This window comes from Aeromonas sp. BIGb0405 (genome assembly GCF_024807335.1).
Classification (GTDB): Bacteria; Pseudomonadota; Gammaproteobacteria; order Enterobacterales; family Aeromonadaceae; genus Aeromonas; species Aeromonas rivuli.
Window position 1 is genome coordinate 59,815 of sequence record NZ_JANUEP010000001.1, and the last position, 22,579, is coordinate 82,393.

Genomic DNA, 22,579 nt, shown 5'->3' on the forward strand with positions numbered 1-22,579 from the left:
TAGCTAATGACGTTGCCAGAAAAGTTAACGCAAGTCACAGTTTAACGTATATAAATGACAGTTTTACCATGAAAACCCTTTCCTGCACCCCTTTCGAAAACAACAACAAAATACTTATAATTCATGCTGTTATGAATTAAATTCAAAATAAAAATTATGAATAGGTTTTCAGCGCTTGCATGGATTTCAAATAGCTTGAAAATATCTGAAAATAGTTAACACCTTGAAATCGTTTTCAATTCAACCTTCCTCAATGATCCCGTCACCGATTGTAAAACAGCCGCCAGATAGGCGGCTGTTTTATCCTGGCGAGTTGACCGAGCTTAAATCGGACTCACAAAAGCCTGGATTTAAACTGGTTGCTGACCCCGTCATATTGATAACCAATTTGCTGCAGACGGGTGGCAAGCTGATCCTCGCTCATGTCGTAGTAAGCAAGCAGCTCGTCGAGATTGTCGCATTCGAGCCTTAGCTTCTCATTGACGATGCCCAGCAAGATATTGGCATCCAGGCGCTGCAAAGTACTGGCATCCATGGTACGGCTCCTCTGTTAAACCCTGTATAACCATGGTCCCTTATCGCAGGGTTGTCCATTTCTCACACAAGGCACACGCCCTGAATAAAAATTTAAATCGTATATATCAATAAGATATGAGCATGGCATGCAACCAATGTCACATTTTTGAGCATAAACGGCTTGTCTGATGGAGGAGATACAACTACTGTATACGCATACAGCATGGTAATTCATACAGGAAACGCAGATGAACCAGCCAATGAGCCGCCCTCTTGCCCCCCTTATCGCCGGACTGACCCAACCCTGGCCGACCCGCTATCTGAGTCGCCGGCCAAGTTCCCCCGCCGCGGGGGCCGAATTCAGTGGCTCGCAACTGCTGGGTGCCCTGAGCCAGGCGAGCCAGGCGGCAAAAGGCTGGATCCTGCTGATCGCCCCCCCGGGTCTGCCCATTGCGGCCCAACTGCAAGCCAATGGCATCAATCCAGCCCATGTGCTGGTCGTCCATGGCCACAAGATCAAGAACTGGCAGCGCACCCTGGAACAAGCCCTCAGCCAGAGTCGCTGCGCCGCCGTACTGACCTGGCTGCCAGAGACCATCAGTCTGGACACCGGCCGCCTCCATCACTTGAGCCAGCACCATGGGGTGCTGACCCACTACTTCCATGCTCAGGCCGCCACCGACAAGGCCGTGCACTATGCAGGGCAAGATATCTACCTCAACCACTGACCCCCCTCGCGGTGAGACAACCGTATAGAGGCCATCAGTGCTAGCGATTGAGGTTCATGACGGCTTGGCCGATTTCAGAGTGCAGCGTGCAGGCCACCCATGTGGCAGCCATCGCTCTGTGGCGCATCGGTTGACGATCGTTTCGATGGGGTTGGGGAGGCTTGGCGGTATAACGCCTCGTCAGCCCGGTCAGGGGCCGATGTTTCATTCTCAGGGAGAGAGGAGCAACAGATGGGTGATGGGGAGGAGTCCCGGGAGCATCTTGCCAAAACAACACGGCGGCCCTGGGGCCGCCGTGTGAGCTGACGCCGTGCCAGATCATGTCTGGATCTGGGTTGGCGCTTTTGATGACTCAGGAAGAGAGCTTGCCGTCGAGCTCGGCAATCTTGGCTGACCAGATGGCCGGACCTGTCTCGTGGACATTATTGCCACTGGAGTCCACGGCCACGGTGACCGGCATATTCTCCACCTCGAACTCATAGATGGCTTCCATGCCAAGGTCGGCAAAGGCGACGACCCGCGCCTTCTTGATGGCCTTGGCCACCAGATAGGCGGCGCCACCGACGGCCATCAGATAAACCGCTTTGTGCTGACGGATGCTCTCGACCGTTGCCGGGCCACGCTCCGATTTGCCTATCATGCCGATGAGCCCCGTGTCGCCGAGCATCATCTCGGTGAACTTGTCCATCCGGGTCGAGGTGGTGGGGCCGGCCGGGCCGACCACTTCGTCTCGTACCGCATCCACCGGGCCGACGTAATAGATGAAGCGGTTGGTGAAGTCGACCCCCTCTGGCAGACCTTCGCCATTTTTCAACATGTCGGCGATGCGCTTGTGGGCGGCGTCCCGTCCGGTCAGGATCTTGCCAGAGAGCAGCACGGTTTCGCCGCTCTGCCAGGTCGCTATCTCATCGCGCGTCACCGTATCCACATTGACCCGGCGCACATTGTCACCCACTTCCCAGGTGATCTCGGGCCAGTCGGCCAGCGAGGGGGCGGCCAGTTCGGCAGGGCCTGAGCCGTCAAGTTCGAAGTGAACATGGCGGGTAGCGGCGCAGTTGGGGATCATCACCACGGGTTTGGAGGCCGCATGGGTCGGCGCAGACTTTATCTTCACATCCAGTACTGTGGTGAGGCCGCCCAGCCCCTGGGCCCCGATACCGAGCTTGTTGACCTTGTCATGGAGCTCGAGACGCAGCTTCTCTTCCGTGGTCTGGGCACCGCGCGCCTTGAGTTCCTGAATGTCGATGTGCTCCATCAGCGACTCTTTGGCCAGCACCGCTGCCTTCTCTGCGGTGCCGCCAATGCCAATGCCCAACATGCCAGGCGGGCACCAGCCCGCGCCCATGGTGGGCACGGTTTTCAGCACCCACTCGACGATATCGTCCGAGGGGTTGAGCATCGCCATCTTGGATTTGTTCTCTGAGCCACCGCCCTTGGCCGCGACGCTCACCTCAACCTTGTCCCCTGGCACCATGTCGATGTGCACCACGGCCGGGGTGTTGTCTTTGGTGTTCTTGCGGCTACCGGCCGGGTCGGCCACTATGCTGGCCCGCAGCGGGTTATCGGGATTGGTGTAAGCGCGGCGCACCCCTTCGTCCACCATCTGTTGCACCGTGAGATCCGACTCCCACTGCACCTGCATGCCGATTTTGACGAAGCAGGTAACGATACCCGTATCCTGGCAGAGCGGACGGCGTCCCTCGGCGGCCATGCGGGAGTTGATCAGGATCTGGGCCAGGGCATCTTTGGCCGCCGGGTTGGCTTCCTTGTCATAGGCCTCTTTCATGGCGTTGACAAAATCGAGGGGGTGGTAGTAGGAGATGTACTGCAGGGCGCCTTCGACGGAATCGATAAAATCCTGTTTTTTTATGATGCTCATATCATCCTCACTGGTCCTTGTCTTCACGAACGGCAGCAAAGCAAGGGCTTCCATATTGGCCGCGCCAGGGAGAGAGATTCAACTCCCTTCCCCTGTCGAGGCGCGGCGTGTCTGTTCTAACATTCGCGGCCACTATGATACGCTTAGCCCCCCATACCGGCTAGGGACCAGCGCGCAAACTGTTGCCTGTGTAACAAAAAATGAAACCAGCACTGCACATTCACCCCCTCCCTGACACAACTGACGGGGCAACCCTGTTTGCCCGGCTGCAACATCAGCCCTGGGCCATGCTGCTCGAGTCCATGGGTGCCATGGGCCCGGACAACCGCTTCGACATCATCACCGCCAATCCCCGGGCGACCCTGACGACCCGGGACGCGCTGACTCAGCGGTGGCAAGATGGCGCCTCACAGACCTTGACGGGAGACCCGCTCAGCCTGCTGGCCCGCACCCAAGAAGCGCTGCTCGGGGAGTGCGAGCCCTCTGGTTGCAGCCTCCCCTTTATCGGTGGCGCCCTGGGGCTGTTTGGTTACGATCTGGGTCGACATTTCGAGCGGCTGCCCGTGCAGGCCGAGGCCGATTTGACCATCCCCGACATGGCGGTCGGCATCTATGATTGGGCCCTCATTCATGACAAGGCCCATCAGCAGTGGCAGCTGGTACATTGGGGGGATGCCGCCGGGCTGGCCCGCCGTCTCGCCTGGTGGCATGCGCAACGAGCGCCTGAGCCCTCAGCCTTTCAGCTGCGTGGCCCCTGGCAGAGCAATATGAGTCGCAGTGAATATGGCGCCAAATTCGCCCGCATTCAGGATTACCTGGCCGCGGGGGATTGCTACCAGATCAATCTCACCCAGCGCTTCAAGGCCCCCTATCAGGGTGACGAGTGGCTCGCCTACCTGCGGCTGCGCGCCGCCAATGCCGCCCCCTTCTCCGCCTTCCTGCGCCTGCCGGGTAGCGCCGTACTGAGCCTCTCCCCCGAGCGTTTCTTGCTGCTCGATGGCCGTCATATAGAGACCAAGCCCATCAAGGGCACCCGCCCCCGCCAATCCGATCCCCTGGCCGATGCCGCCAGCGCCCGGAAACTGGCGAGCGCCGAGAAGGACAGATCCGAGAATCTGATGATCGTCGATCTGCTGCGCAACGACATAGGCCGGGTCAGTCAACCGGGCACCGTCTGCGTGCCACAGCTATTTGCCGTCGAATCCTTCCCGGCGGTACATCACCTGGTGTCAACCATCCATGGGGAGCTGGATAGCCCCTGGCAAGGGGTGGATCTGCTGCGTGCCTGCTTCCCTGGCGGCTCCATCACGGGGGCCCCCAAGATCCGCGCCATGGGGATCATCGAGGAGCTCGAACCCCACAGACGCAACGGCTACTGCGGCAGCATTGGCTATCTGAGCCAGCATGGCCGCATGGACACCAGCATCTGCATTCGTACCCTGCTCGCCACCGAAGGGCACCTTTACTGCTGGGCGGGGGGCGGCATCATCGCCGACTCCGAGGTCGACAGCGAATACCAGGAGACCTTTGATAAATTGGCGCGGATCCTGCCTTTGCTCGAGCAATCATCGTCATGACCCACGCCGAGCTGCTGACCCGCTTCCTGCTGCAACGCCTGCCGCTCGCCCCCCTGCGCGCCCCTGCCCCGGCACTGAGTCCGGCGGCGGTGTTGATGCCCCTGGTCGAGCGGGCCGATGGCCTGCACCTCTTGCTCACCGAACGCAGCCGACACCTTCGCCACCACGCCGGGGAGATCAGTTTTCCCGGCGGACGCCAGGACCCCGGCGATGACACTCTCTACCAGACGGCGCTGCGGGAGACCCGGGAAGAGATAGGCATCGCCGCCGATCAGATCCAGCTGCTCGGCCATCTGCCCAGGCTGCCTACGGTATCGCGCTTCGAGGTGCTGCCCGTGGTTGGCCTGCTCGACGCCGACTACCGGTTGCAACTCAATGCCGATGAGGTCACCGCCGCCTTCGAGGTCCCCCTCGCCCATCTGCAAGACCTGGGCAACTATGTCAGCATGCCGGTACAACGCCGTGGCCAGCACTATGAGCTCCACTGGATCCCCTGGCAGCACAGATACATCTGGGGAGCCACCGCCAGCATGATCAGGCAACTCATCGCCCAGATAGCGCGATAACCTTTTCGTTACACAATGTCGAAGCAAATGCGGGATTTAACATTCAAATAACACCGCAAATGATAAACAAAAATTGAAATTATCTTCTTTTGATCACGTTTCCATAAAAAAGTACGGGTTTCGACGATGGAAAAGTGAATTTGATCAACATTTTTACCTGCAAAGCCAGTATCCTTGCGCCGGATTAATAAAAACTACACATCTGGGGTCAGACACATGTCAAATACCGTCTCTCACGCACAGGACGCTGCGGTCGCCAAGGAGCAAGGAACAAGCTCCGTTCAATCTCGTAGTTGGGGAAAACAGGATACCACCTGGGTCATCAGCCTGTTTGGTACCGCCGTCGGTGCCGGCATCCTGTTCTTGCCAATCAATGCGGGTATGGGTGGCTTCTGGCCGCTGGTCTGCATGGCGCTGCTGGTCGGTCCCATGACCTATCTGGCCCACCGTGGTCTGGCCCGTTTCGTGCTCTCTTCCAAGAAGCCGAACGCGGATATCACTGAAGTCGTGGAAGAGCATTTCGGCGTCGGCGCCGGCAAGCTCATCACCTTGCTCTACTTCTTTGCCATCTACCCCATCGTCCTCATCTACGGTGTGGGCATCACCAACACGGTCGACAGCTTCATCGTCAACCAGTTGCAGATGACGCCGCCCCCGCGCTGGATCCTCTCCATCGTGCTGATCATGGGCATGATGTCCGTGATGCTGGCCGGTGAGAAGCTGATGCTCAAGGTGACCCAGTTCCTGGTCTATCCCCTGATCGCCATACTGGCGGGCATCTCCCTTTACCTGATCCCCGAGTGGAGCGGTGCCGCTCTCTCCCAGGTTCCCTCCGGCAAGGATTTCGCCACCACCCTGTGGCTGACCATCCCGGTACTGGTGTTCTCCTTCAACCACAGCCCGGCCATCTCCAGCTTCGCCCTGGCGCAACGTCGCGAGCACGGCGACAATGCCGTGGCCAAGTCCGATGCCATCTTGAAGCGCACCGCCATGCTGCTGCTGGGCTTCGTGATGTTCTTCGTCTTCTCCTGCGTCATGAGCCTGAGCCCGGCCCAGCTGGCTGAAGCCAAGGCCCAGAACATCGCCGTTCTCTCCTACCTGGCCAACCAGCACGAGAGCCCGATCATCTCCTACTTCGGTCCTCTGGTGGCGTTCGTGGCCATCGTCTCCTCCTTCTTCGGTCACTATCTGGGTGCCCGTGAAGGTCTCAAAGGGCTGATCGTCCAGCAGCTGCGCAGCTCAGGTAAAGAGGCAAACCACAAGCTGATCGACATGATCATCATCGGCTTCTTCATCATCACCCTCTGGGTCGTTGCCGTGGTCAACCCCTCTATCCTGGGCATGATTGAATCCCTGGGTGGCCCCATCATCGCCACCATACTGTTCATCATGCCGATGTACGCCATCAAGCGCGTCCCTGCCATGGCCAAGTATCAGGGTCAGATCAGCAACCTGTTCGTGACCGCCATGGGCCTCATCGCCATCTCCGCCATCCTCTATCAGCTGTTCGGCTAAGCCGACGCGGATAACGGGATCAAAAGGGCTGCCTCGGCAGCCCTTTTTCATGCGGCCATCACATCCCTCAGCTCCCCCTCTTCCCATCGACTACAAAAAATTTACAATGTTTAGACAAAACCCATAATCGGAGTGATGTCATGATCAGTGTCTTCGACCTGTTTTCCATCGGAATAGGCCCCTCATCCTCCCACACCGTTGGTCCCATGCGGGCCGCCCATGCCTTCGTGACCCAGCTCAAGGCAGCTAAGCTGCTGGCTCGCACCGGCAGGGTCGAGACAGAATGCTACGGCTCCCTCGGCCAGACCGGCAAAGGCCATGGCACCGGCAAGGCCATCATTTTGGGACTGGCAGGCTTTGAACCGGACAGTGTCGACATCGAAGGGATCCCCGCCTTCCTGACCGGGGTCGAGCAGAGTCAGACCCTTATGCTGGCCGGCGAGCAGCCAAGCGCTTTCCCCCGCAATGGCGCCATCATCTTCAACCGCCGCAAGACCCTGCCCGCCCACTCCAACGGCATGACCCTGCGCGCCTATGACGGTCAGGAGCTGTTGCTGTCCCAGACTTACTACTCCATCGGTGGCGGCTTCATCATCGAAGAGAGCCACTTCGCCAACGCCCGCGAAGAGGCGGCCAAATTCGAGGCGGATCACCCCATTCCCTACCCGTTCGACAGCGGCGCCCAGCTGCTGGCCCACTGCCAGGAGAGCGGCCTCTCGGTGTCCGGGATCATGCTGGCCAACGAGAAGGTGTTTCGCAGCGAACAGGAGATCATCGCTGGCCTGCGCAAGATCTGGCAGGCGATGAAAGGCTGCGTGACGCGGGGTTGCCAGCAGGAGGGGGTGCTGCCCGGCGGACTCAAGGTGCGCAGACGCGCCCCGGCGCTGCTTCGTCAGCTCAGCGCCGAGACCAACTTCAATAAAGATCCGCTGATGGTGATGGAGTGGGTCGATCTCTTTGCCCTGGCCGTCAACGAAGAGAATGCCGCGGGGGGACGAGTGGTGACGGCCCCCACCAATGGCGCGGCCGGCATCATTCCCGCCGTGCTGCACTATTACGATCGCTTCGTGCGCACCGTGGATGACGATCTGCTGGTGCGCTACTTCCTCACCGCCGCCGCCATCGGCATCCTCTATAAGAAGAACGCCTCCTTGTCCGGTGCCGAGGTGGGTTGTCAGGGTGAAGTCGGGGTCGCCTGCTCCATGGCGGCAGGTGCCCTGGCCGAACTGCTCGGCGGCAGCCCGGCCATCGTCGAGAACGCCGCCGAGATAGGTATGGAGCACAATCTGGGCCTGACCTGCGATCCGGTCGGTGGCCTGGTACAGGTGCCCTGCATTGAGCGCAACGCCATGGGTGCGGTCAAGGCGATCAACGCCGCCCGCCTCGCCCTGCGTGGCACAGGTGAGCACAAGGTATCCCTCGACAAGGTGATCAAGACCATGTGGGAAACCGGCAACGACATGAAGACCAAGTACAAGGAGACGGCCCGGGGTGGCCTGGCGGTGAACATCACCGAGTGTTAACAAAAGGCCATTCGAGCCCCATTTATCCTGCGATACCCGGCCTGGCCGGGTATTTTTTTGCAAAACGTTTGCTAAGCGTTTAACAAAATGGATAAGCATCAAAATAAATTTTATACTCGCGGCCTTTGATTCAACAAAAATAGATCTATTTCAACTTTTTTTAAGGCTAGTCGCGTTACACTGCCGCTATCAGGTCCAGGACCTTAGGGCGATGTCACGACGCAAGCGCCATGGATCACCCCCTTTTTGCAAGCTGGCAACACGTCGGCTTCTACCCAGAGGTAACTATTAGATGATCAGCGTTTTTGATATTTTCAAAATCGGTGTTGGCCCCTCCTCCTCCCACACTGTTGGCCCGATGAAAGCGGCCAAGCAGTTTGTGGATGAATTGCGTGCTGGCGGCAAGATCCGCGACATCACCCGGATCCAGGTTGACGTTTATGGTTCCCTCTCCTGGACCGGCAAGGGTCACCATACCGATACCGCTATCATCATGGGTCTGGCCGGCAACCTGCCAGAGAATGTCGATATCGACGGCATCCCCGAGTTCATCTCCCGGGTCGAGCAGACCGGCCGCCTGCCGATCGGCCTGCACTGCCATACCGTCAGCTTCCCCCGCGAAGCCATGGTGTTCCATGATGAGGCACTGCCTCTGCATGAGAACGGCATGAAGCTGACTGCCTTCATCGAAGACACCGCGCTCTACAGCAAGACTTACTACTCCATCGGTGGCGGCTTCATCGTCGATGAAGAGAATTTCGGCAAGGCCGACAGCGGTGACATGCCCGTCAGCTATCCGTTCAAGAGCGCCGCCGAACTTCTCGCCCACAGCAGCCAGACCGGCCTCTCCATCTCCGCCCTGATGATGGAAAACGAGAAGTGCTTCAACACCCCGGAAGAGATCTACAAGAAACTTGGCAAGATCTGGACCACCATGCGTGAAGGCATAGAGCGCGGCTGCCGTACCGAAGGGATACTGGCCGGCCCCCTGCGGGTACCGCGCCGCGCCGCGCCCCTCTATCGTCAGCTCACCACCAACGAGAGCCTGTCGAGCGATCCCATGAGCATCATCGACTGGGTCAACATGTTTGCCCTGGCAGTGAGTGAGGAGAACGCCGCCGGTGGTCGTGTGGTCACTGCCCCCACCAATGGCGCCGCCGGCATCATCCCCGCCGTGCTGGCCTATTACGACAAGTTCATCCAGCCGGTTGGCCGCGACGAATACACCCGTTTCTATCTGGCCGCCGCTGCGGTGGGCATGCTCTACAAGATGAACGCCTCCATCTCCGGCGCCGAAGTCGGCTGCCAGGGCGAAGTGGGTGTCTCCTGCTCCATGGCCGCCGCAGGTCTGACCGAACTGATGGGTGGCAGCCCGGAACAGGTGTGTGAAGCGGCCGAGATCGGCATGGAACACAACCTGGGGCTGACCTGCGATCCGGTCGGTGGCCAGGTGCAGGTACCCTGCATCGAGCGCAACGCCATCGCCTCCATGAAGGCGATCAACTCCTCGCGCATGGCCCTGCGTCGCACCTCCAAGCCGCGGGTCTCCCTGGACAAGGTGATCGAGACCATGTACATCACCGGCAAGGACATGGACTCCAAGTACCGGGAAACCTCCCGTGGCGGTCTGGCCATCAAGGTGATGCAAGTCGCCTGCGAATAAGTGCTTCGCACATCATGAAAAAGGCGGGATACATCCCGCCTTTTTGCTGCCTGTCATGTGCCACGCCAAGAGGCAGGCGGCCCCCATCACCGCCTCACCACGGGATCCCCAGTCCCCTTGCCGCCATCCCCCCACTGGCATTGATCGGCCCTCGCTGCCGCCCCTCCCCTCAGATCTTGGCCACTCGCCTGGCCTCCGGCTCACGGCAAGCCTGCCCCAAAAGAGGTGGCGTTGCCCACAAATGAGTCAAAGGAGAACACTCAGACGAAGAAGGGAGACGATGAAAATAATGGTGGGGGAAAACAACTGTATATTTATACAAGTTGGTCGCTGTTTGAAAATATTATTTTCAAGGCTCATTCGAAGGCGAAAGACTTTATCATCCTCCACTCGCGCAGACATTATCGGCCGCCCTCAGGGGCCGCCAGCAATAATGCCAGGGTAGATCTGAGCCTAATAAACAAGGCGAATGGTGATATGCGGGATTAAAACATCCCGCGCAAGGACGCAACAGTGCCAAACGACAGGTTGCGTCCGGCAATATCAGGAGGTCTGTGGGGGCGTTTGCGCCAGCTTGTGCTGCTCGAGCAAATTCTCCACCGGCGGGGGGACCTGCAGGTAGAAGCCTTGCAGCTTCAGCGCCTCCATCACCCGACTCACGCTGGCCATGCCAAGGGGCTTGCCTGGGGCGAGCTTGGTCATCAGCACCAGTTGCGGCGTGCCGAAGGTCTGCATCAGGGGGGCCGGAACCCGGGAAAAATCATCCCTTTTTTCAACAAAGAGATAGGTGTCTGCTTTTTTGCGACTTTTATAGACTGCACACAACATGGAAATTGATATAATCCATTGAGTTTATTGCCTCGGAAGTGGGCAAACTATAACATCAGGCCATCAATAACAATAACGGATTACCGTCTCTGTCTCGGGGAAAGTCATGGTTGAGCGCGATAACGAATTGAAAGGGACTACCTTCACTATTTCTGTGTTGCATATCAACGATGCCGCGCCGGACAAGATACGCCAGTTATTGGCCACCAAGGTGGCATTGGCGCCCCAGTTTTTCAATTGCGCGCCCCTGGTGCTCAATGTGGAAAAACTCGAGCAACAACCGGATTTTGACGAACTCAAGGCGCTGGTCGAGTCGGAAGACTTTGTACTGGTTGGCATTACAGGGGCCAAGAGCGAGGCCATGAAGATAGCCGCCAAGGCCGCAGGCCTGGCCGTCATGGCCTCGGGCCGCAGCCGCAAGGGGGATCCCCTGCCTGAGGTTGTGACCAGACCCACCGCCAACGACCTGCCCGTCGTCGATCTGCCACTGCCCAGCACTGTGCCCGCCCCCCTGCTTGCCAGCAAGGTTCATGTGGGCCCGGTTCGGTCCGGCCAGCAGATCTATGCGGCGGGAACCTCGCTGGTGGTGCTCGGTTCAGTGAGTCCAGGCGCCGAAGTCCTGGCCGATGACAGCATTCATATCTACGGGGCCCTGCGGGGCCGGGCAATAGCCGGGGCGCGCGGTAATACCGATGCCCGTATCTATTGCCAACAATTACAGGCCGAGCTCATCTCCATCGCGGGCACCTTCCAGCTCAGCGATGCGTTGCCAGCAGGCCAGACTGAGCAGCCGGTGCATATCCGGCTGGATCAAGAACAACTCCGAATAGACCGAATCAAATAGAGTTACAAGGAAGCGAGAATGGCGCGAATCATAGTCGTTACGTCCGGCAAGGGTGGCGTTGGCAAGACCACCACCAGCGCGGCATTGAGTACAGGGCTGGCCCAGCGTGGCCACAAAACGGTGGTCATCGATTTCGATATCGGCCTGCGTAATCTCGACCTCATCATGGGTTGTGAGCGCCGTGTGGTCTATGACTTCGTCAACGTCATCAATGGCGAGGCGAACCTCAATCAGGCCCTGATCAAAGACAAGCGCAGCGAGAATCTCTTTATCCTGCCCGCCTCCCAGACCAGAGACAAAGATGCCCTCACCAAGGAAGGCGTGGAAAAGATACTGGATCAGCTGGGCGAGATGGGTTTTGAGTACATCGTCTGCGACTCCCCCGCCGGGATAGAGTCAGGGGCTCTGATGGCGCTCTATTTTGCCGACGAGGCCATCGTCACCACCAACCCGGAAGTCTCCTCGGTACGCGACTCGGACCGGATCCTCGGGATCCTGGCCTCCAAGTCTCGCCGGGCCGAGCGCGGTGAAGATCCCATCAAGGAGCATCTGCTGCTCACCCGCTACTGCCCGACCCGGGTCAGCCGTGGTGACATGCTGAGTGTGCAAGATGTGCAGGAGATCCTTGCCATCCCGCTGCTCGGGGTCATCCCGGAATCCCAGGCGGTGCTGCGCGCCTCCAACTCGGGAGAGCCCGTCATCCTGGACAAAGAGTCCGATGCGGGCAAGGCCTATGAAGATGCCGTTTCCCGTCTGATGGGAGACGCCACCGAATTCCGTTTCCTGCAAGAAGAAAAGAAGGGCTTCTTTAGCCGTCTGTTCGGGAGTTAAGCATGTCTATTTTTGATTATTTTCGTTCGACCAAGAAGCAGGCGACGGCCCAAACGGCCAAGGAGCGCCTGCAGATCATCGTTGCCCACGAGCGCTCTTCCAGAGGGGGGCCGGATTACCTGCCCCAGCTCAAGCAAGATATCCTCGACGTGATCCGCAAGTACGTGCAGATAGACCCTGAGAAGATCACGGTACAGCTGGATAAGAAGAGTGATGAGCTGTCGGTACTCGAGCTCAATATCACCTTCGCCGATGACAAGAAGGGATAAGCCAGGCGCCCTATGCGTGACCCCTTCCCTCAATGAGACCGGATCCCGACCCAGGATCCGGTTCTTTTTTATCGCTTAATCACCCTTTGCCACTCGGCGATACCCCTGAGGAGTGTCCTGCACATGCAGGGGGCTCAGACCAGCTCGTGTGCCTGCTTGCCCTGCAGCATCAGAGGATCCAGCGTCACCTCCGCCTTGCCATTGCTCACCCACAGCTGACCATCTGAGATGGTGCAGGTGAGCTGCATGGTGCGCTCTATCATGGCCGCAAGGGGCAGGGTCTGACTGTCGCTGAGCTCTATGATGCTGAGGTTGTCATGCTGACTGAGTTTGCCCTGATTCTGCTTCCACCAGACGCTGGTACCCCGGCCGCCGTAGAGATAGAGCACCACTTGGCGCGAGCGGTTACAGGCCTTCTTGAGACGGCGCTCATCGGGCTGGCCAAGCTCAATCCAGAGTTCAATCTCATCGGAGTAACTCTTGCGCCACAGTTCGGGCTCATCGTCCGCCGACAGCCCCTTGGTGAATTCGAGCCGCTCGGCCGCATGCCAGGCAAAGGCCGCGAGACGGATCATCATGCGCTCGTCGGTTTCGGAGGGGTGGCGAGCCAGGGTGAGGGAGAAATCCTGATAGAGCCCCCTGTCCATGTCAGAGAGGGAGAGCTGGGCCTTGAATACGGTTGCCTTGAGAGCCATGAGGGACCTTATGGGATGCAAAATACGAGACGCTATTACACTGGCCGCCAGTGTAATCAAATTTTCTCCCGGGTTCGACCTCCATGCTCATCGCCCCAGCCTCCATCGCGCATCTCGAGCCCTGTATCCGGCCCCAGAGACAACAATGCCAGTCAGAAGACTGGCATTGTTAACGCGCTATGGCGTGGGGAGGCATGGTAGCCATGCGCTTCACTTCTCGGCGGACTGCACCCCGAATGCGTTGAGCAGCACGCAACAGGTCACAGCCACCGCCACGAAGCCACTCAGGAAGATGAAGGGCATGACGCCATAGCCCAATATTGTCCAGATGGTTTGTTCAAGAAAGCTCATGATGTGTCCTTTGTCCTGTGACGCCCATCTCTGGCGCGAATGTCCATGGCGGCGCTGGCCGCACTCTGACTACTTTCGTTCCTATTTGAGCCTAATACGCCGCCTCCGCCTATGCCACCAAAGGAATATATAGGGGGTAAGATTGCGCTAGATCAATCTTTGGGGGCAAAAAGTGCAGGGATCTGCCGCTCCACCCCCGGATCAGCGGCCAGGTGATCGACTCCCCTCCCCTTGATCCCCTCCGGAACGGCATCAAACCGGCAACGCCTGGTCAAGACGCCCATAAAAAGAGGCGACCCTGGGTCGCCTCTTTGTTCATCATGGGGTCACTGACCCCTGAGCCGGTGGATAGCTCCCGTTGATCTGGGGTTTCTCAATAGAAACGCTGCCCCTCGGCCGCCATCGCCTTGAGTCGGCTGCAGGGTGCGAAACGCTCCCCATGGCGCTGTTGGTAGTGTTCGAGGCGAGCCACCAGCTCGGCAATCCCCAGGCTATCCATGTAGCGGAAGGGGCCACCGAGGAAGGGAGGGAAGCCGATGCCGAAGATGGCGCCAATGTCACCATCCCGCGCCGAGGCTATCACGCCGCTATCCAGGGCCATGGCTGCCTCGTTGAGCATCAGCAGCACGCAGCGCTCCACCAGTTCAGTCTTGGCAAGCTTGGCCTGAGGTTTGACCCCGAGCAGCTCGTAGACGCTCTCATCGACCTGCTTCTTGCTCCCTTTGCCCGTGAGTCGACTCAGCAAGTCCGGTTTGCCATAGCGGTAGAAACCCTTGCCATTCTTGCGACCCTTGCGGTCATCCTTGAGCAGCTTGTCAAAGGCCGCTGGCGCCTGGAAGCGCTCGCCCCCCAGTTCCCGTTCGAGGATGGGGGAGATCTTGGCCCCCACATCGATGCCCACCTCGTCGAGCAGATTGATGGGGCCGACCGGGAAACCGAAGTCGAGCAGGGCGCCGTCAAGCACCTCGACCGGTTCCCCTTCCAGTACCAGGCGCGCCGCCTCGTTCATGTAGGGGGCCAGGATCCGGTTCACATAAAAGCCCGCCTCATCCTTGACCACGATGGGAGTCTTGCCCTGGGCCCGGGCAAAGGCGATGGTGGTGGCCACCGTCTCGGCGCTGGTGCCTGCATGGGGGATGATCTCGGCGAGCGGCATCTTGTCCACCGGGCTGAAGTAGTGCAGGCCCACTATCTGGCCCGGCCGCGCAGCCCCTTCGGCAATCTGGTGGATGGGCAGGGAGGAGGTGTTGGAGGCGAAGATGGTCTGCTCACCACACTCGCGTTCCACCTCCTGCACCATCTGGTGTTTGAGGGCCAAGTCCTCGAACACGGCCTCCACCACCATGTCCACCCGCGAGAAGCCGGAGAAATCCAGGGAGCCGGACAGCAGGCTCATCTGCTTCTCCAGTTCGCTGCGCAATATATGGCGGCGCTTGAGCTTCTTGTTAAGCAGGTCATAGCTGTAGCGCATGGCGTTGCTGATCCCCGCCTGCGCCACATCCTTGATCCGCACCGGCACCCCGGCCTTGGTGGCGGTGACATAGGCAATGCCGCCCCCCATCAGCCCACCGCCCAACACGGCGGCATGGCCTATCTTGCGTGGCGCGGCTCCCTGATAGCTCACCTCCTTCTTCATCTGAGTCGTGGCGAAGAAGAGCGAGCGCAGGGCGGCGGATTCCGGGGTCATCACCAGTTCACCGAAGCAGCGCGACTCGGCAGCCAGGCCAGCCTGGATCCCCTCCTCCATGCCGATGCGCACCACTTCCAGGATGCGTTCCGGGGCCGGGTAGTTGCCACGGGTCTTGGCCCTGACCCCTTTGCGCGCCTGGCTGAACAGCACATTGCGGCCCAGCTTGTTGGTCTCGAGCAGTTTGCCTTGCACGTCTCGCTGCAGCACATGGCGCGGCTTGCCCTTGCGCGCCAAGGCAATGGCCGCCTCCATCAATATGGAGAGCGGAACCACCTCATCCACCAGCCCCATCTTGCCCGCCTGCTTGGCCCTGACTTGCTTGCCAGTCAGCATCAGGTCGAGCGCCTTGGCCACGCCGATGAGGCGCGGCAGACGCTGGGTACCGCCGGATCCCGGCAGCAGGCCGAGTTGCACCTCGGGCACCCCGAGCACCGTCTTGCCATGATCGCTCGCGACCCGGCCGTGACAGGCCAGTGCCAGCTCCAGCCCGCCCCCCAGGCAGGGGCCATGGATGGCGGCGATCACCGGGATGTCGAGATTCTCGATCTCGGCGAAGATGATCTGCCCTTCTCGGGACAGTGTCTGGGCATCTGCGGCGCTGGTACAGGCATCCAGCATGCTGATGTCTGCCCCGGCGATGAAGGAGTCCTTCTTGCCGGAGGCGATCACCAGACCGATCAGATCCTTGTTGGCTCGCACGCCCTCCAGCACGGCGCGGATCTCCTCGACGAAGGCGGCCTTGAGGGTGTTCATGCTCTCCCCCGGCACGTCCATGGTGAGGATGCCGATGCCGTCTTTACGAATATTCAGGGAAAAAGTTTGCTCGCTCATCATTCCACCTCCAACACCATGGCCACACCCAGTCCACCCGCCGCGCAGGCGGTGTTGAGTCCCAATCCACCGCCGCGGCGGCGCAGCTCATGGAGCGTCTGGGTGATCATGCGTGCGCCGGTCGCGGCGAAGGGGTGGCCATAGGCCAATGAGCCCCCCAGCACGTTGAACTTGTCCATGTCGATCTCGCCAATGGCGCTGTCACGGCCCAGCTTGTCCCGGGCAAAATCCCGGCTGGCAAACATCTTGACGTTGGCCAGGGTCTGGGCGGCAAATGCCTCATGCATGTCGATCAGAGTGAGATCGCTGAGGGTGATGCCCGCCCTGTCCAGGGCGATGGGGGTCGCGTAGGAGGGCCCCATCAACATGTCCTGCCAGACATCGATGGCGGAGAAGGCGAAACTGCGAATAAAGCCAAGGGGTTCCAGGCCAAGCTCCTTGGCACGTCCTTCACGCATCAGCAGCACAGCGGCGGCGCCATCGGTGAGCGGGGTGGCATTGGCGGCGGTGACGGAGCCATGCACCCGGTCAAACACCGGCTTGAGCTTGGCGTAGCTTGCCAGGTCAGAGCTTTCGCGAATGTTGTTGTCGCGCTCAAGGGCCGCCTTGTAAGGCGCCACATGGGCGGCAAACACCTCCTGGGCCAGCTTGCCCTCGGCCCAGGCCTGGGCGGCCAGGCTGTGGGAGCGGTGCGCCAGGGCGTCTTGCGCCTCACGGCTGATGCCATGACTCTTGGCCATCTGCTCGGCGGTCTGCCCCATGGAGAGGCCGGTCGAGTATTCGGCCACCGCCGGGGGCACCGGCAGCAAGTCTTTTGGCCCGAGTCGGCGCAGGATGGCAAATTTTTGCGCGAAGGTGCGCGCCTTGTTGAGATCGACCAGGGCGCGAGCCAGCCGCTTGCTGACCCCGATGGGCAACACAGAAGAGGAGTCGGCGCCGCCGGCGATGGCGATGTCGACCGTGCCGGCCATGATGGATTCGGTGACATTGGCCACCGCCTGGAAGCTGGTGGCGCAGGCGCGCGACACGCTATAGGCGTCAGTGCTGACGCTCATGCCGGTGCCCAGCACTATCTCGCGGGCTATGTTGGGCGCTTCGGGCATCTGTACCACCTGGCCGAACACCAGTTGATCGATGAGGGCGGGGTCTAGATTGGTGCGGGCGAGCAGCTCGCTCACCACCAGCTTGCCCAGATCCACCGCCGGCACCCCATGAAAGGCGGTGGCCTGCTTGGCGAAGGGAGTACGCAGACCCGCCACGACGGCAATCCGTTCGCCCTGGCGAGTGGTCAGTTGTAAAGGCTGTTTCATCCTGGCTCCTTGGGTTAATCAGGTAGAGGTCAGACCTCATTGCGCCACATCTTAACAATCCGCTCACAAGTTTCATACGGCTGATTGAAACTAAATCTGCACCGGGAGGGACTCGGTTCTCGCACCCTGAGGGTATCTGGAGTATAAAAAGATCAACTTCTATTAAAACAATAGGTTTATCTCATGGCTCTGGCCGAATTTCGACAAGTACGCGACCATATTGCCAGCCAGATCCTGGGGCAGGGCGAACTCATCGACGGCCTGCTTATCGCCCTGTTATGTGAAGGCCATGTGTTGATAGAGGGGGCGCCGGGTCTGGCCAAGACCCGGGCGGTCAAGGTACTGGCGACCGCCATCGAGGGACGTTTCGCCCGCATTCAGTTCACCCCGGATCTGCTGCCAGCCGATCTCACCGGCAGCGAGGTGTTTCACCCTCAGGATGCCAGTTTCCAGTTCCAACCTGGCCCCCTGTTCAATCATCTGGTGTTGGCGGACGAGATCAACCGGGCGCCGGCCAAGGTGCAATCCGCCCTGCTCGAAGCCATGGCCGAGCGCCAGATCACCGTCGGCAAGAAGAGCTGGCGCCTGCCGGGCCTGTTCATGGTGGCGGCGACCCAGAACCCCATCGAGCAGGAGGGGACCTACCCCCTGCCCGAGGCCCAGCTCGATCGCTTCTTGCTCAAGCTCAATGTCGATTACCCCAGCCCGGCGCTGGAGCTCGCCATACTGCAGCTCAATGAGCGGGGCGAGACCTTGCCCCCCTCCCCCTGCCTCATCGGCCCCGATACCTTGCAACGTGCGCGCGATGCCGTGCTGGATGTCATGATGCAGCCCAGGCTCGCCAACTATCTGGTGCAGCTGGTGTGCGCGACCCGCCCCGGCAGTGGCATAGCCCCCGAGCTGGGCAATCTGATTGATTTTGGCGCCAGCCCCAGGGCCAGCCTGGGCCTGGCCCGCGCCGCCCGCGCCCGTGCCTGGCTGGCCGGGCGGGACTATGTGGTGCCAGAAGATATCCAGCAGTTGGCCCCGGCGGTGCTGCGCCATCGCCTGTTGCCAAGCTACCAGGCTCAGGCCGAAGGAATCGATGCCGAAGAGATAGTCCGCCGCCTGCTGGATTGGGTGCCATGTCCCTGAGCCACGGCGCCTCCCCCCTGGCAGATCCGCCCCTCGGCAGCTGGCCGCCCGAGTTGCAACTGCCCCTCGCAAGCCTGCTCGCCACCCGGTTGCTGGCCCAGACACCGCAGCCCATGAGGCGAAAGGGCCCTGCCCAACGCGGCGCCCAGCGTCGTCAGCCCGGCCTGAACTTTCGTGAGCTGCGTCCCTACCAGGCCGGGGATGAGGTGCGCCACATCGACTGGCGGGTCACCGCCAGGCTAGGTCGCCCCGTCACCCGCCTCTATGAAGAGGAGCAGGAACAACACCATTGGTTGTTGCTCAACCTCTCCCCTGCCCTCTATTTCGGTTCGAGAGAGCGGCTCAAGGCCCAGCTGGCCTGCGAGCTGGCCGCAGCTCTACTCTGGCGAGGGGAACCTCATCCCCAGACATTGCATATCCACGGCGCAACTCCCCAGACCCTCGCCTGCAAGGGCTCCCCTCTGCCGCTGTTGCCAGCCATCTGCCTGCACTATCAGGCAGGGCTTGGGCGCCGCCCCTTGCCAATCACCCTGGCGCAGGCGCTGGAGCGGCTACGCCCCCGTCTGCCCCATGGGGCGCGTCTGACCATCATCAGTGACCACCTTCCCCCGCCCCCTGGGCAAGAACTGCAACTCCGACTCATCGCCCGGCGCCACGATATCCATTACTGGCAGATCCGCGATCCTCTGGAAGCCGAGCTGGGTGGCACTGAACGGCTGCCGGTGATGAGCCCCCTCGGCCCAGGCTGGCTCGATGGCAGCAATCCTCAGTTCGTGCGCCGCTATCGGCACCAGGCGCAGCAACAGCTGGCCCTGAGTCAGGCCCGGCTGCTGCCCCTGGTACAGCGGCTGACCCTGCTCGACAGCGGCCTGAGCCTGCAAGCCCAGTGGCCATCCCTATGACCATGGATGCCGCGCCCCCCTTCACAGCATCGATCACGCAACAGATAGCCCAGCAGATCAGGGACATTCATCCAGGCCCTCCCCTAGAGGCAGGCTGGCTGGACCCGCGCCTCGGCGCCCTGCTCCTGCTGACCCTGACCCTGTTGCTGATCGCCGCCCTCGCCTGGCTTGGACGCAGGCTCTGGCGGTACTGGGAGTGGCGCCAGGCCCTCGCAGCGCCGCCAGCCAGCGATCGGCGTCTCTGGCTCGGCCAGTTGCACGACAGGTTGCGCCAGGAGGGGCTGCGCCGCTGGCCAGCAAGTCGCAGCTTGCAAGGGGCAGAGTGGCTCGCCTGGCTCGACAGCCAGGGACCGACCGATTTTCAACGCTGGCAGCACCATTGGGATGAGTGGCTCTATGGCCACCGCCAGCCGAGTCACGCCCAGTGTCAGGCGCTCCATGCCGACTATCTGCGTCTGGGTCGCCAGCTGCTGCTCGGCCGACTCGTGCACCCGAGGGGAACCCCATGATCCTGGCCTGGCCCTGGTTTGCCCTCGCCCTGGCGCTGCCCCTGCTGGTTCGCTCCCTGCCCCCCTTGCATCGCCCCCGGTTGCACCATGACGGCTTTGCGCTGCAAGGGCCCCAGGGTGGCTTGCCACGCTGGTATGGCGCCCTGCTGTGGGGGGCGCTGGTATTGGCCCTGTGCCGACCTCAGCTGATGGGTGAGCCCATCGTCCAGTATCAGGGCAGTCGGGATCTGCTGCTGGCCGTGGATCTCTCCGACAGCATGCGCACCCCGGACATGTTTGATGGCAGTCAGCAGCAAGACAGGCTGAGCGCGGTGCGCAAGCTGATAAAGCAACTCATCCTGACCAGGCAGGGTGACAGGATCGCCCTCATCGTCTTTGCCGACCACGCCTACCTGCTCAGCCCCCTGACAGAGGAGACCCAAGCGCTGCTGACTCTGGCCAACGAGCTGGATTTTGATCTGGTCGGGCGCACCACGGCGCTCGGCGAGGCCATCGCCCTCGCCAACGCGCACAAGGAGCCTGATCGCGATGCGACGCTGTTGTTGATCACCGATGGCCGCAACACCGCGGGCAGTGCCGATCCCCTGGCCCAGGCGCGCCAGGCCGTCGCTGCCGGACTCAAGATCTATACCCTGGGGGTGGGGGCGGATCCCGACAGTCAGGCGCTGGCCCCGGCCCAGCCCGATCCCAGTACAGAGCTTGACGAGCCCCTGCTCACCGAGTTGGCCACCCTGGGGCAGGGCCGCTACTTCCGCGCGCGCACTCAGGACGACCTCATCGCCATGGATCTGAGCCTCGAACAGCTGGAACCCGCTGCCAGGGCAAGTCACAGCTATCGCCCGCTGACCGAGCTCTATCCATGGCCACTGGCCCTGTTCACGCTGCTGCTTCTGCTGCCGATGTTGTGGTCAGGCGTGAAGGGGAGGTCAAGATGAAGGACAAGACGGTGCTCCGCAGGTCAGCCCCTTCGAGTGGGGGCCCTCGTTCATGGAACTAGTCCTGCTGCGCCCTTGGTGGTTGCTGGCCTTGATACCCTGGCTCTGGCTTGGCTGGCGCCTGCGCCGTCACTCTCCGCAGCTCAGCCCCCTGATGCGGCGCTATCTGTTGCCAGACTCCAAACCTGCCGTGCCCTGGCGCTGGTGGGCGATGCTGCCCGCCATCCTGGCCCTGGGCGGCCCGGCGCTGGAGCGGGGCCGGGCCGCCCAGGCCGCCCCCCCTCTGGACATCTGGCTGCTGAGCCTGTCGCGCTCCATGGAGGCCCAGGATCTGGCACCGGATCGCGCCACTCGGGTGCGCCTGCTGCTGCAAGATATGCTGGCCCAGCGCCAGGGGCAGCGTATCGCCCTGATCCTGTTTGCCGCCGATGCCTATCTCGCCATGCCGGCCACCCGGGATCACGAGGCCATCGCTCGCCTGTTGCCGGACTTGCGCCCCAGTATCATGCCGCTGCAAGGGGCCAATCCAGAGCGAGCCCTGGCCCTGGGGTTGGCGCAGATCCCCCCTGGTCAGAGCGCCCGCCTGCTGCTGGTCACCGATGCCCTGACCCAGGCCCAGGCCCGGCGGATTGCCGACCACTGGCCCTGCCAGAGTCGCTGGCAGTGCCTGCGTCAGGCGGGCGCCCCCCGGCTCGACATACTGCTCGCGGCGACGGCGCAGCCCGTCACACTCTCCCTCGAGCTGGCTCAAGCATTGGGCAAGGGCAGCCTGCCCGCCCCTGACAGCACGCTGATGGCTGATCTAGCCAGTCGCCTCGGCGGTCAGCTGCACCCCCTGGGCAGTCGCCCGCCTCAGTTCTCTCCCCTGCCCACCAGCCTGGCCCCAGATCCTGCACATCGGCAGGATCTGGGGCCCTGGCTGCTGTTGCCCCTGTTGCTGCTCGCGCTGCTGGCCAGACGCGGCGCCCTCTGGCTGGCGCTGCTGCTCTGTTTGCCGCTCCAGCCACCCGTGCAGGCGGCCGACCCTCAACCTGATCAGGCCGAGGCACAGGCCGCATATCAGGCGGGGGATTACCGCACAGCGGCCATGGCGCTGCGCGACCCCATCTGGCGTGGCAATGCCTGGTATCGCCTTGGTGATTTCGAGCAGGCCCTGGCGGCCTATGGCGCACAACAGAGCCCAACCGCCCACTACAATCGTGGCAATGCCCTGGTGCAACTGGGTCGCTTGGAAGAGGCCAAACTCGCCTACCAGGCCTGCCTCTCCCTCGACTCGGACCATCACGATGCCCGCTACAACCTGGCGCTGCTCGAGCGCAGTGTCCCACCGCCCCAAGCCAGTCCGAACAGGGCCCCCGACGAGTCAAAGAGCCAGCCGGACGCCCCCGCCGAACCGGCCCCCCCCGTGATCCTGCTCAAGGAGCGGCTGCGCAAAGAGGCCCTGCGCCGAGGCCTGCAGACGTTGCCGGTGTCACAGTGGTGA

The 22,579-nt window shown here is 61.2% G+C and carries 21 protein-coding genes; 14 read left to right on the plus strand and 7 right to left on the minus strand.

The window, feature by feature from the left end; genetic code table 11:
* Positions 1 to 334: 334 nt before the first annotated feature.
* Complete coding sequence (locus tag M2366_RS00335; protein ID WP_042044437.1) at positions 335 to 535, minus strand: DUF4250 domain-containing protein; 201 nt, start codon at positions 533 to 535, stop codon at positions 335 to 337.
* A 229-nt stretch (positions 536 to 764) separates the two neighbouring features.
* Here M2366_RS00335 and M2366_RS00340 point away from each other — a divergent pair, with 229 nt between their 5' ends.
* Positions 765 to 1,244, plus strand: a complete 480-nt coding sequence (locus M2366_RS00340; protein ID WP_224432792.1) for a cell division inhibitor — start codon at positions 765 to 767, stop codon at positions 1,242 to 1,244.
* A 352-nt stretch (positions 1,245 to 1,596) separates the two neighbouring features.
* Here M2366_RS00340 and M2366_RS00345 read toward each other — a convergent pair whose 3' ends face one another.
* Positions 1,597 to 3,123 (minus strand): fumarate hydratase, encoded by a 1,527-nt coding sequence (locus M2366_RS00345; RefSeq protein WP_042044445.1) that lies wholly within the window; start codon positions 3,121 to 3,123, stop codon positions 1,597 to 1,599.
* Positions 3,124 to 3,410: 287 nt separating this feature from the next.
* On the opposite strand from M2366_RS00345, the gene pabB reads away from it, so the two are divergent.
* The 5 genes from pabB to M2366_RS00370 all read left to right on the plus strand — a co-directional run bounded on the left by pabB (position 3,411) and on the right by M2366_RS00370 (position 9,967).
* A complete protein-coding gene (gene pabB / locus M2366_RS00350) occupies positions 3,411 to 4,700 on the plus strand; it encodes an aminodeoxychorismate synthase component I (protein WP_259269096.1) in 1,290 nt (429 codons plus the stop codon).
* Positions 4,697 to 5,266: a CoA pyrophosphatase gene (locus M2366_RS00355; protein ID WP_259236624.1), complete on the plus strand. Its 570-nt coding sequence runs from the start codon at positions 4,697 to 4,699 to the stop codon at positions 5,264 to 5,266. Before pabB ends, M2366_RS00355 begins: the two co-directional genes overlap by 4 nt.
* A gap of 216 nt (positions 5,267 to 5,482) precedes the next feature.
* A complete protein-coding gene (locus M2366_RS00360) occupies positions 5,483 to 6,781 on the plus strand; it encodes an HAAAP family serine/threonine permease (RefSeq protein ID WP_042044440.1) in 1,299 nt (432 codons plus the stop codon).
* 140 nt (positions 6,782 to 6,921) lie between these two features.
* Positions 6,922 to 8,304, plus strand: coding sequence for an L-serine ammonia-lyase (locus tag M2366_RS00365; protein ID WP_259268680.1), 1,383 nt, complete (start codon positions 6,922 to 6,924; stop codon positions 8,302 to 8,304).
* A gap of 292 nt (positions 8,305 to 8,596) precedes the next feature.
* Positions 8,597 to 9,967: an L-serine ammonia-lyase gene (locus tag M2366_RS00370; protein ID WP_042044442.1), complete on the plus strand. Its 1,371-nt coding sequence runs from the start codon at positions 8,597 to 8,599 to the stop codon at positions 9,965 to 9,967.
* Between the two features lie 543 nt (positions 9,968 to 10,510).
* Here the strand turns inward: M2366_RS00370 and M2366_RS00375 are convergent.
* Positions 10,511 to 10,795 carry a YcgL domain-containing protein gene (locus M2366_RS00375; RefSeq protein WP_259268681.1) on the minus strand — a complete coding sequence of 95 codons (285 nt, stop codon included), beginning with the start codon at positions 10,793 to 10,795 and terminating at the stop codon, positions 10,511 to 10,513.
* A 106-nt stretch (positions 10,796 to 10,901) separates the two neighbouring features.
* On the opposite strand from M2366_RS00375, the gene minC reads away from it, so the two are divergent.
* Genes minC through minE form a run of 3 tightly spaced genes read left to right on the plus strand, consistent with a single transcriptional unit; the run spans position 10,902 to position 12,739 of the window.
* A complete protein-coding gene (minC, locus tag M2366_RS00380) occupies positions 10,902 to 11,639 on the plus strand; it encodes a septum site-determining protein MinC (protein WP_259268682.1) in 738 nt (245 codons plus the stop codon).
* 18 nt (positions 11,640 to 11,657) lie between these two features.
* Complete coding sequence (gene minD, locus M2366_RS00385) at positions 11,658 to 12,470, plus strand: septum site-determining protein MinD (RefSeq protein WP_005895973.1); 813 nt, start codon at positions 11,658 to 11,660, stop codon at positions 12,468 to 12,470.
* 2 nt (positions 12,471 to 12,472) lie between these two features.
* Complete coding sequence (gene minE, locus M2366_RS00390) at positions 12,473 to 12,739, plus strand: cell division topological specificity factor MinE (RefSeq protein ID WP_005895976.1); 267 nt, start codon at positions 12,473 to 12,475, stop codon at positions 12,737 to 12,739.
* 134 nt (positions 12,740 to 12,873) lie between these two features.
* On the opposite strand, the gene M2366_RS00395 is transcribed toward minE, so the two are convergent.
* From M2366_RS00395 to fadI, 4 genes are all read right to left on the minus strand, one after another.
* A complete protein-coding gene (locus tag M2366_RS00395) occupies positions 12,874 to 13,434 on the minus strand; it encodes a YaeQ family protein (protein WP_042042825.1) in 561 nt (186 codons plus the stop codon).
* 210 nt (positions 13,435 to 13,644) lie between these two features.
* Positions 13,645 to 13,785 carry a TIGR02808 family protein gene (locus M2366_RS00400; protein ID WP_084218221.1) on the minus strand — a complete coding sequence of 47 codons (141 nt, stop codon included), beginning with the start codon at positions 13,783 to 13,785 and terminating at the stop codon, positions 13,645 to 13,647.
* A gap of 373 nt (positions 13,786 to 14,158) precedes the next feature.
* Positions 14,159 to 16,306, minus strand: a complete 2,148-nt coding sequence (gene fadJ, locus M2366_RS00405; protein ID WP_259268683.1) for a fatty acid oxidation complex subunit alpha FadJ — start codon at positions 16,304 to 16,306, stop codon at positions 14,159 to 14,161.
* Positions 16,306 to 17,616, minus strand: a complete 1,311-nt coding sequence (gene fadI, locus M2366_RS00410) for an acetyl-CoA C-acyltransferase FadI (protein WP_042042826.1) — start codon at positions 17,614 to 17,616, stop codon at positions 16,306 to 16,308. Before fadI ends, fadJ begins: the two co-directional genes overlap by 1 nt.
* A gap of 183 nt (positions 17,617 to 17,799) precedes the next feature.
* On the opposite strand from fadI, the gene M2366_RS00415 reads away from it, so the two are divergent.
* From M2366_RS00415 to M2366_RS00435, 5 genes are read left to right on the plus strand one after another with little or no spacing between them, the layout of a single operon-like run.
* A complete protein-coding gene (locus M2366_RS00415; RefSeq protein WP_259268684.1) occupies positions 17,800 to 18,750 on the plus strand; it encodes a MoxR family ATPase in 951 nt (316 codons plus the stop codon).
* Entirely contained in the window at positions 18,741 to 19,652 is a 912-nt protein-coding gene (locus M2366_RS00420; RefSeq protein ID WP_259268685.1) for a DUF58 domain-containing protein, read from the plus strand. Before M2366_RS00415 ends, M2366_RS00420 begins: the two co-directional genes overlap by 10 nt.
* Entirely contained in the window at positions 19,649 to 20,161 is a 513-nt protein-coding gene (locus M2366_RS00425) for a DUF4381 domain-containing protein (protein WP_259268686.1), read from the plus strand. The genes M2366_RS00420 and M2366_RS00425 overlap by 4 nt, the downstream gene beginning before the upstream one ends.
* Positions 20,158 to 21,096, plus strand: a complete 939-nt coding sequence (locus M2366_RS00430; RefSeq protein WP_259268687.1) for a VWA domain-containing protein — start codon at positions 20,158 to 20,160, stop codon at positions 21,094 to 21,096. The genes M2366_RS00425 and M2366_RS00430 overlap by 4 nt, the downstream gene beginning before the upstream one ends.
* 52 nt (positions 21,097 to 21,148) lie before the next feature.
* A complete protein-coding gene (locus M2366_RS00435) occupies positions 21,149 to 22,579 on the plus strand; it encodes a tetratricopeptide repeat protein (RefSeq protein WP_259268688.1) in 1,431 nt (476 codons plus the stop codon).

Excerpts from the sequence above, each read along its gene's own strand:
- M2366_RS00365 (WP_259268680.1), top strand. The coding sequence starts at position 6,922 with ATGATCAGTGTCTTCGACCTGTTTTCCATCGGAATAGGCCCCTCATCC.
- M2366_RS00370 (WP_042044442.1), top strand. The coding sequence starts at position 8,597 with ATGATCAGCGTTTTTGATATTTTCAAAATCGGTGTTGGCCCCTCCTCC.
- M2366_RS00425 (WP_259268686.1), top strand. The coding sequence starts at position 19,649 with ATGACCATGGATGCCGCGCCCCCCTTCACAGCATCGATCACGCAACAG.
- M2366_RS00420 (WP_259268685.1), top strand. The coding sequence starts at position 18,741 with ATGTCCCTGAGCCACGGCGCCTCCCCCCTGGCAGATCCGCCCCTCGGC.
- M2366_RS00345 (WP_042044445.1), bottom strand. The coding sequence starts at position 3,123 with ATGAGCATCATAAAAAAACAGGATTTTATCGATTCCGTCGAAGGCGCC.
- minE (WP_005895976.1), top strand. The coding sequence starts at position 12,473 with ATGTCTATTTTTGATTATTTTCGTTCGACCAAGAAGCAGGCGACGGCC.
- M2366_RS00430 (WP_259268687.1), top strand. The coding sequence starts at position 20,158 with ATGATCCTGGCCTGGCCCTGGTTTGCCCTCGCCCTGGCGCTGCCCCTG.
- minD (WP_005895973.1), top strand. The coding sequence starts at position 11,658 with ATGGCGCGAATCATAGTCGTTACGTCCGGCAAGGGTGGCGTTGGCAAG.
- M2366_RS00335 (WP_042044437.1), bottom strand. The coding sequence starts at position 535 with ATGGATGCCAGTACTTTGCAGCGCCTGGATGCCAATATCTTGCTGGGC.
- M2366_RS00395 (WP_042042825.1), bottom strand. The coding sequence starts at position 13,434 with ATGGCTCTCAAGGCAACCGTATTCAAGGCCCAGCTCTCCCTCTCTGAC.
- M2366_RS00340 (WP_224432792.1), top strand. The coding sequence starts at position 765 with ATGAACCAGCCAATGAGCCGCCCTCTTGCCCCCCTTATCGCCGGACTG.
- minC (WP_259268682.1), top strand. The coding sequence starts at position 10,902 with ATGGTTGAGCGCGATAACGAATTGAAAGGGACTACCTTCACTATTTCT.
- M2366_RS00400 (WP_084218221.1), bottom strand. The coding sequence starts at position 13,785 with ATGAGCTTTCTTGAACAAACCATCTGGACAATATTGGGCTATGGCGTC.
- M2366_RS00375 (WP_259268681.1), bottom strand. The coding sequence starts at position 10,795 with ATGTTGTGTGCAGTCTATAAAAGTCGCAAAAAAGCAGACACCTATCTC.
- fadI (WP_042042826.1), bottom strand. The coding sequence starts at position 17,616 with ATGAAACAGCCTTTACAACTGACCACTCGCCAGGGCGAACGGATTGCC.
- M2366_RS00360 (WP_042044440.1), top strand. The coding sequence starts at position 5,483 with ATGTCAAATACCGTCTCTCACGCACAGGACGCTGCGGTCGCCAAGGAG.
- M2366_RS00435 (WP_259268688.1), top strand. The coding sequence starts at position 21,149 with ATGGAACTAGTCCTGCTGCGCCCTTGGTGGTTGCTGGCCTTGATACCC.
- fadJ (WP_259268683.1), bottom strand. The coding sequence starts at position 16,306 with ATGAGCGAGCAAACTTTTTCCCTGAATATTCGTAAAGACGGCATCGGC.
- M2366_RS00415 (WP_259268684.1), top strand. The coding sequence starts at position 17,800 with ATGGCTCTGGCCGAATTTCGACAAGTACGCGACCATATTGCCAGCCAG.
- M2366_RS00355 (WP_259236624.1), top strand. The coding sequence starts at position 4,697 with ATGACCCACGCCGAGCTGCTGACCCGCTTCCTGCTGCAACGCCTGCCG.
- pabB (WP_259269096.1), top strand. The coding sequence starts at position 3,411 with ATGCTGCTCGAGTCCATGGGTGCCATGGGCCCGGACAACCGCTTCGAC.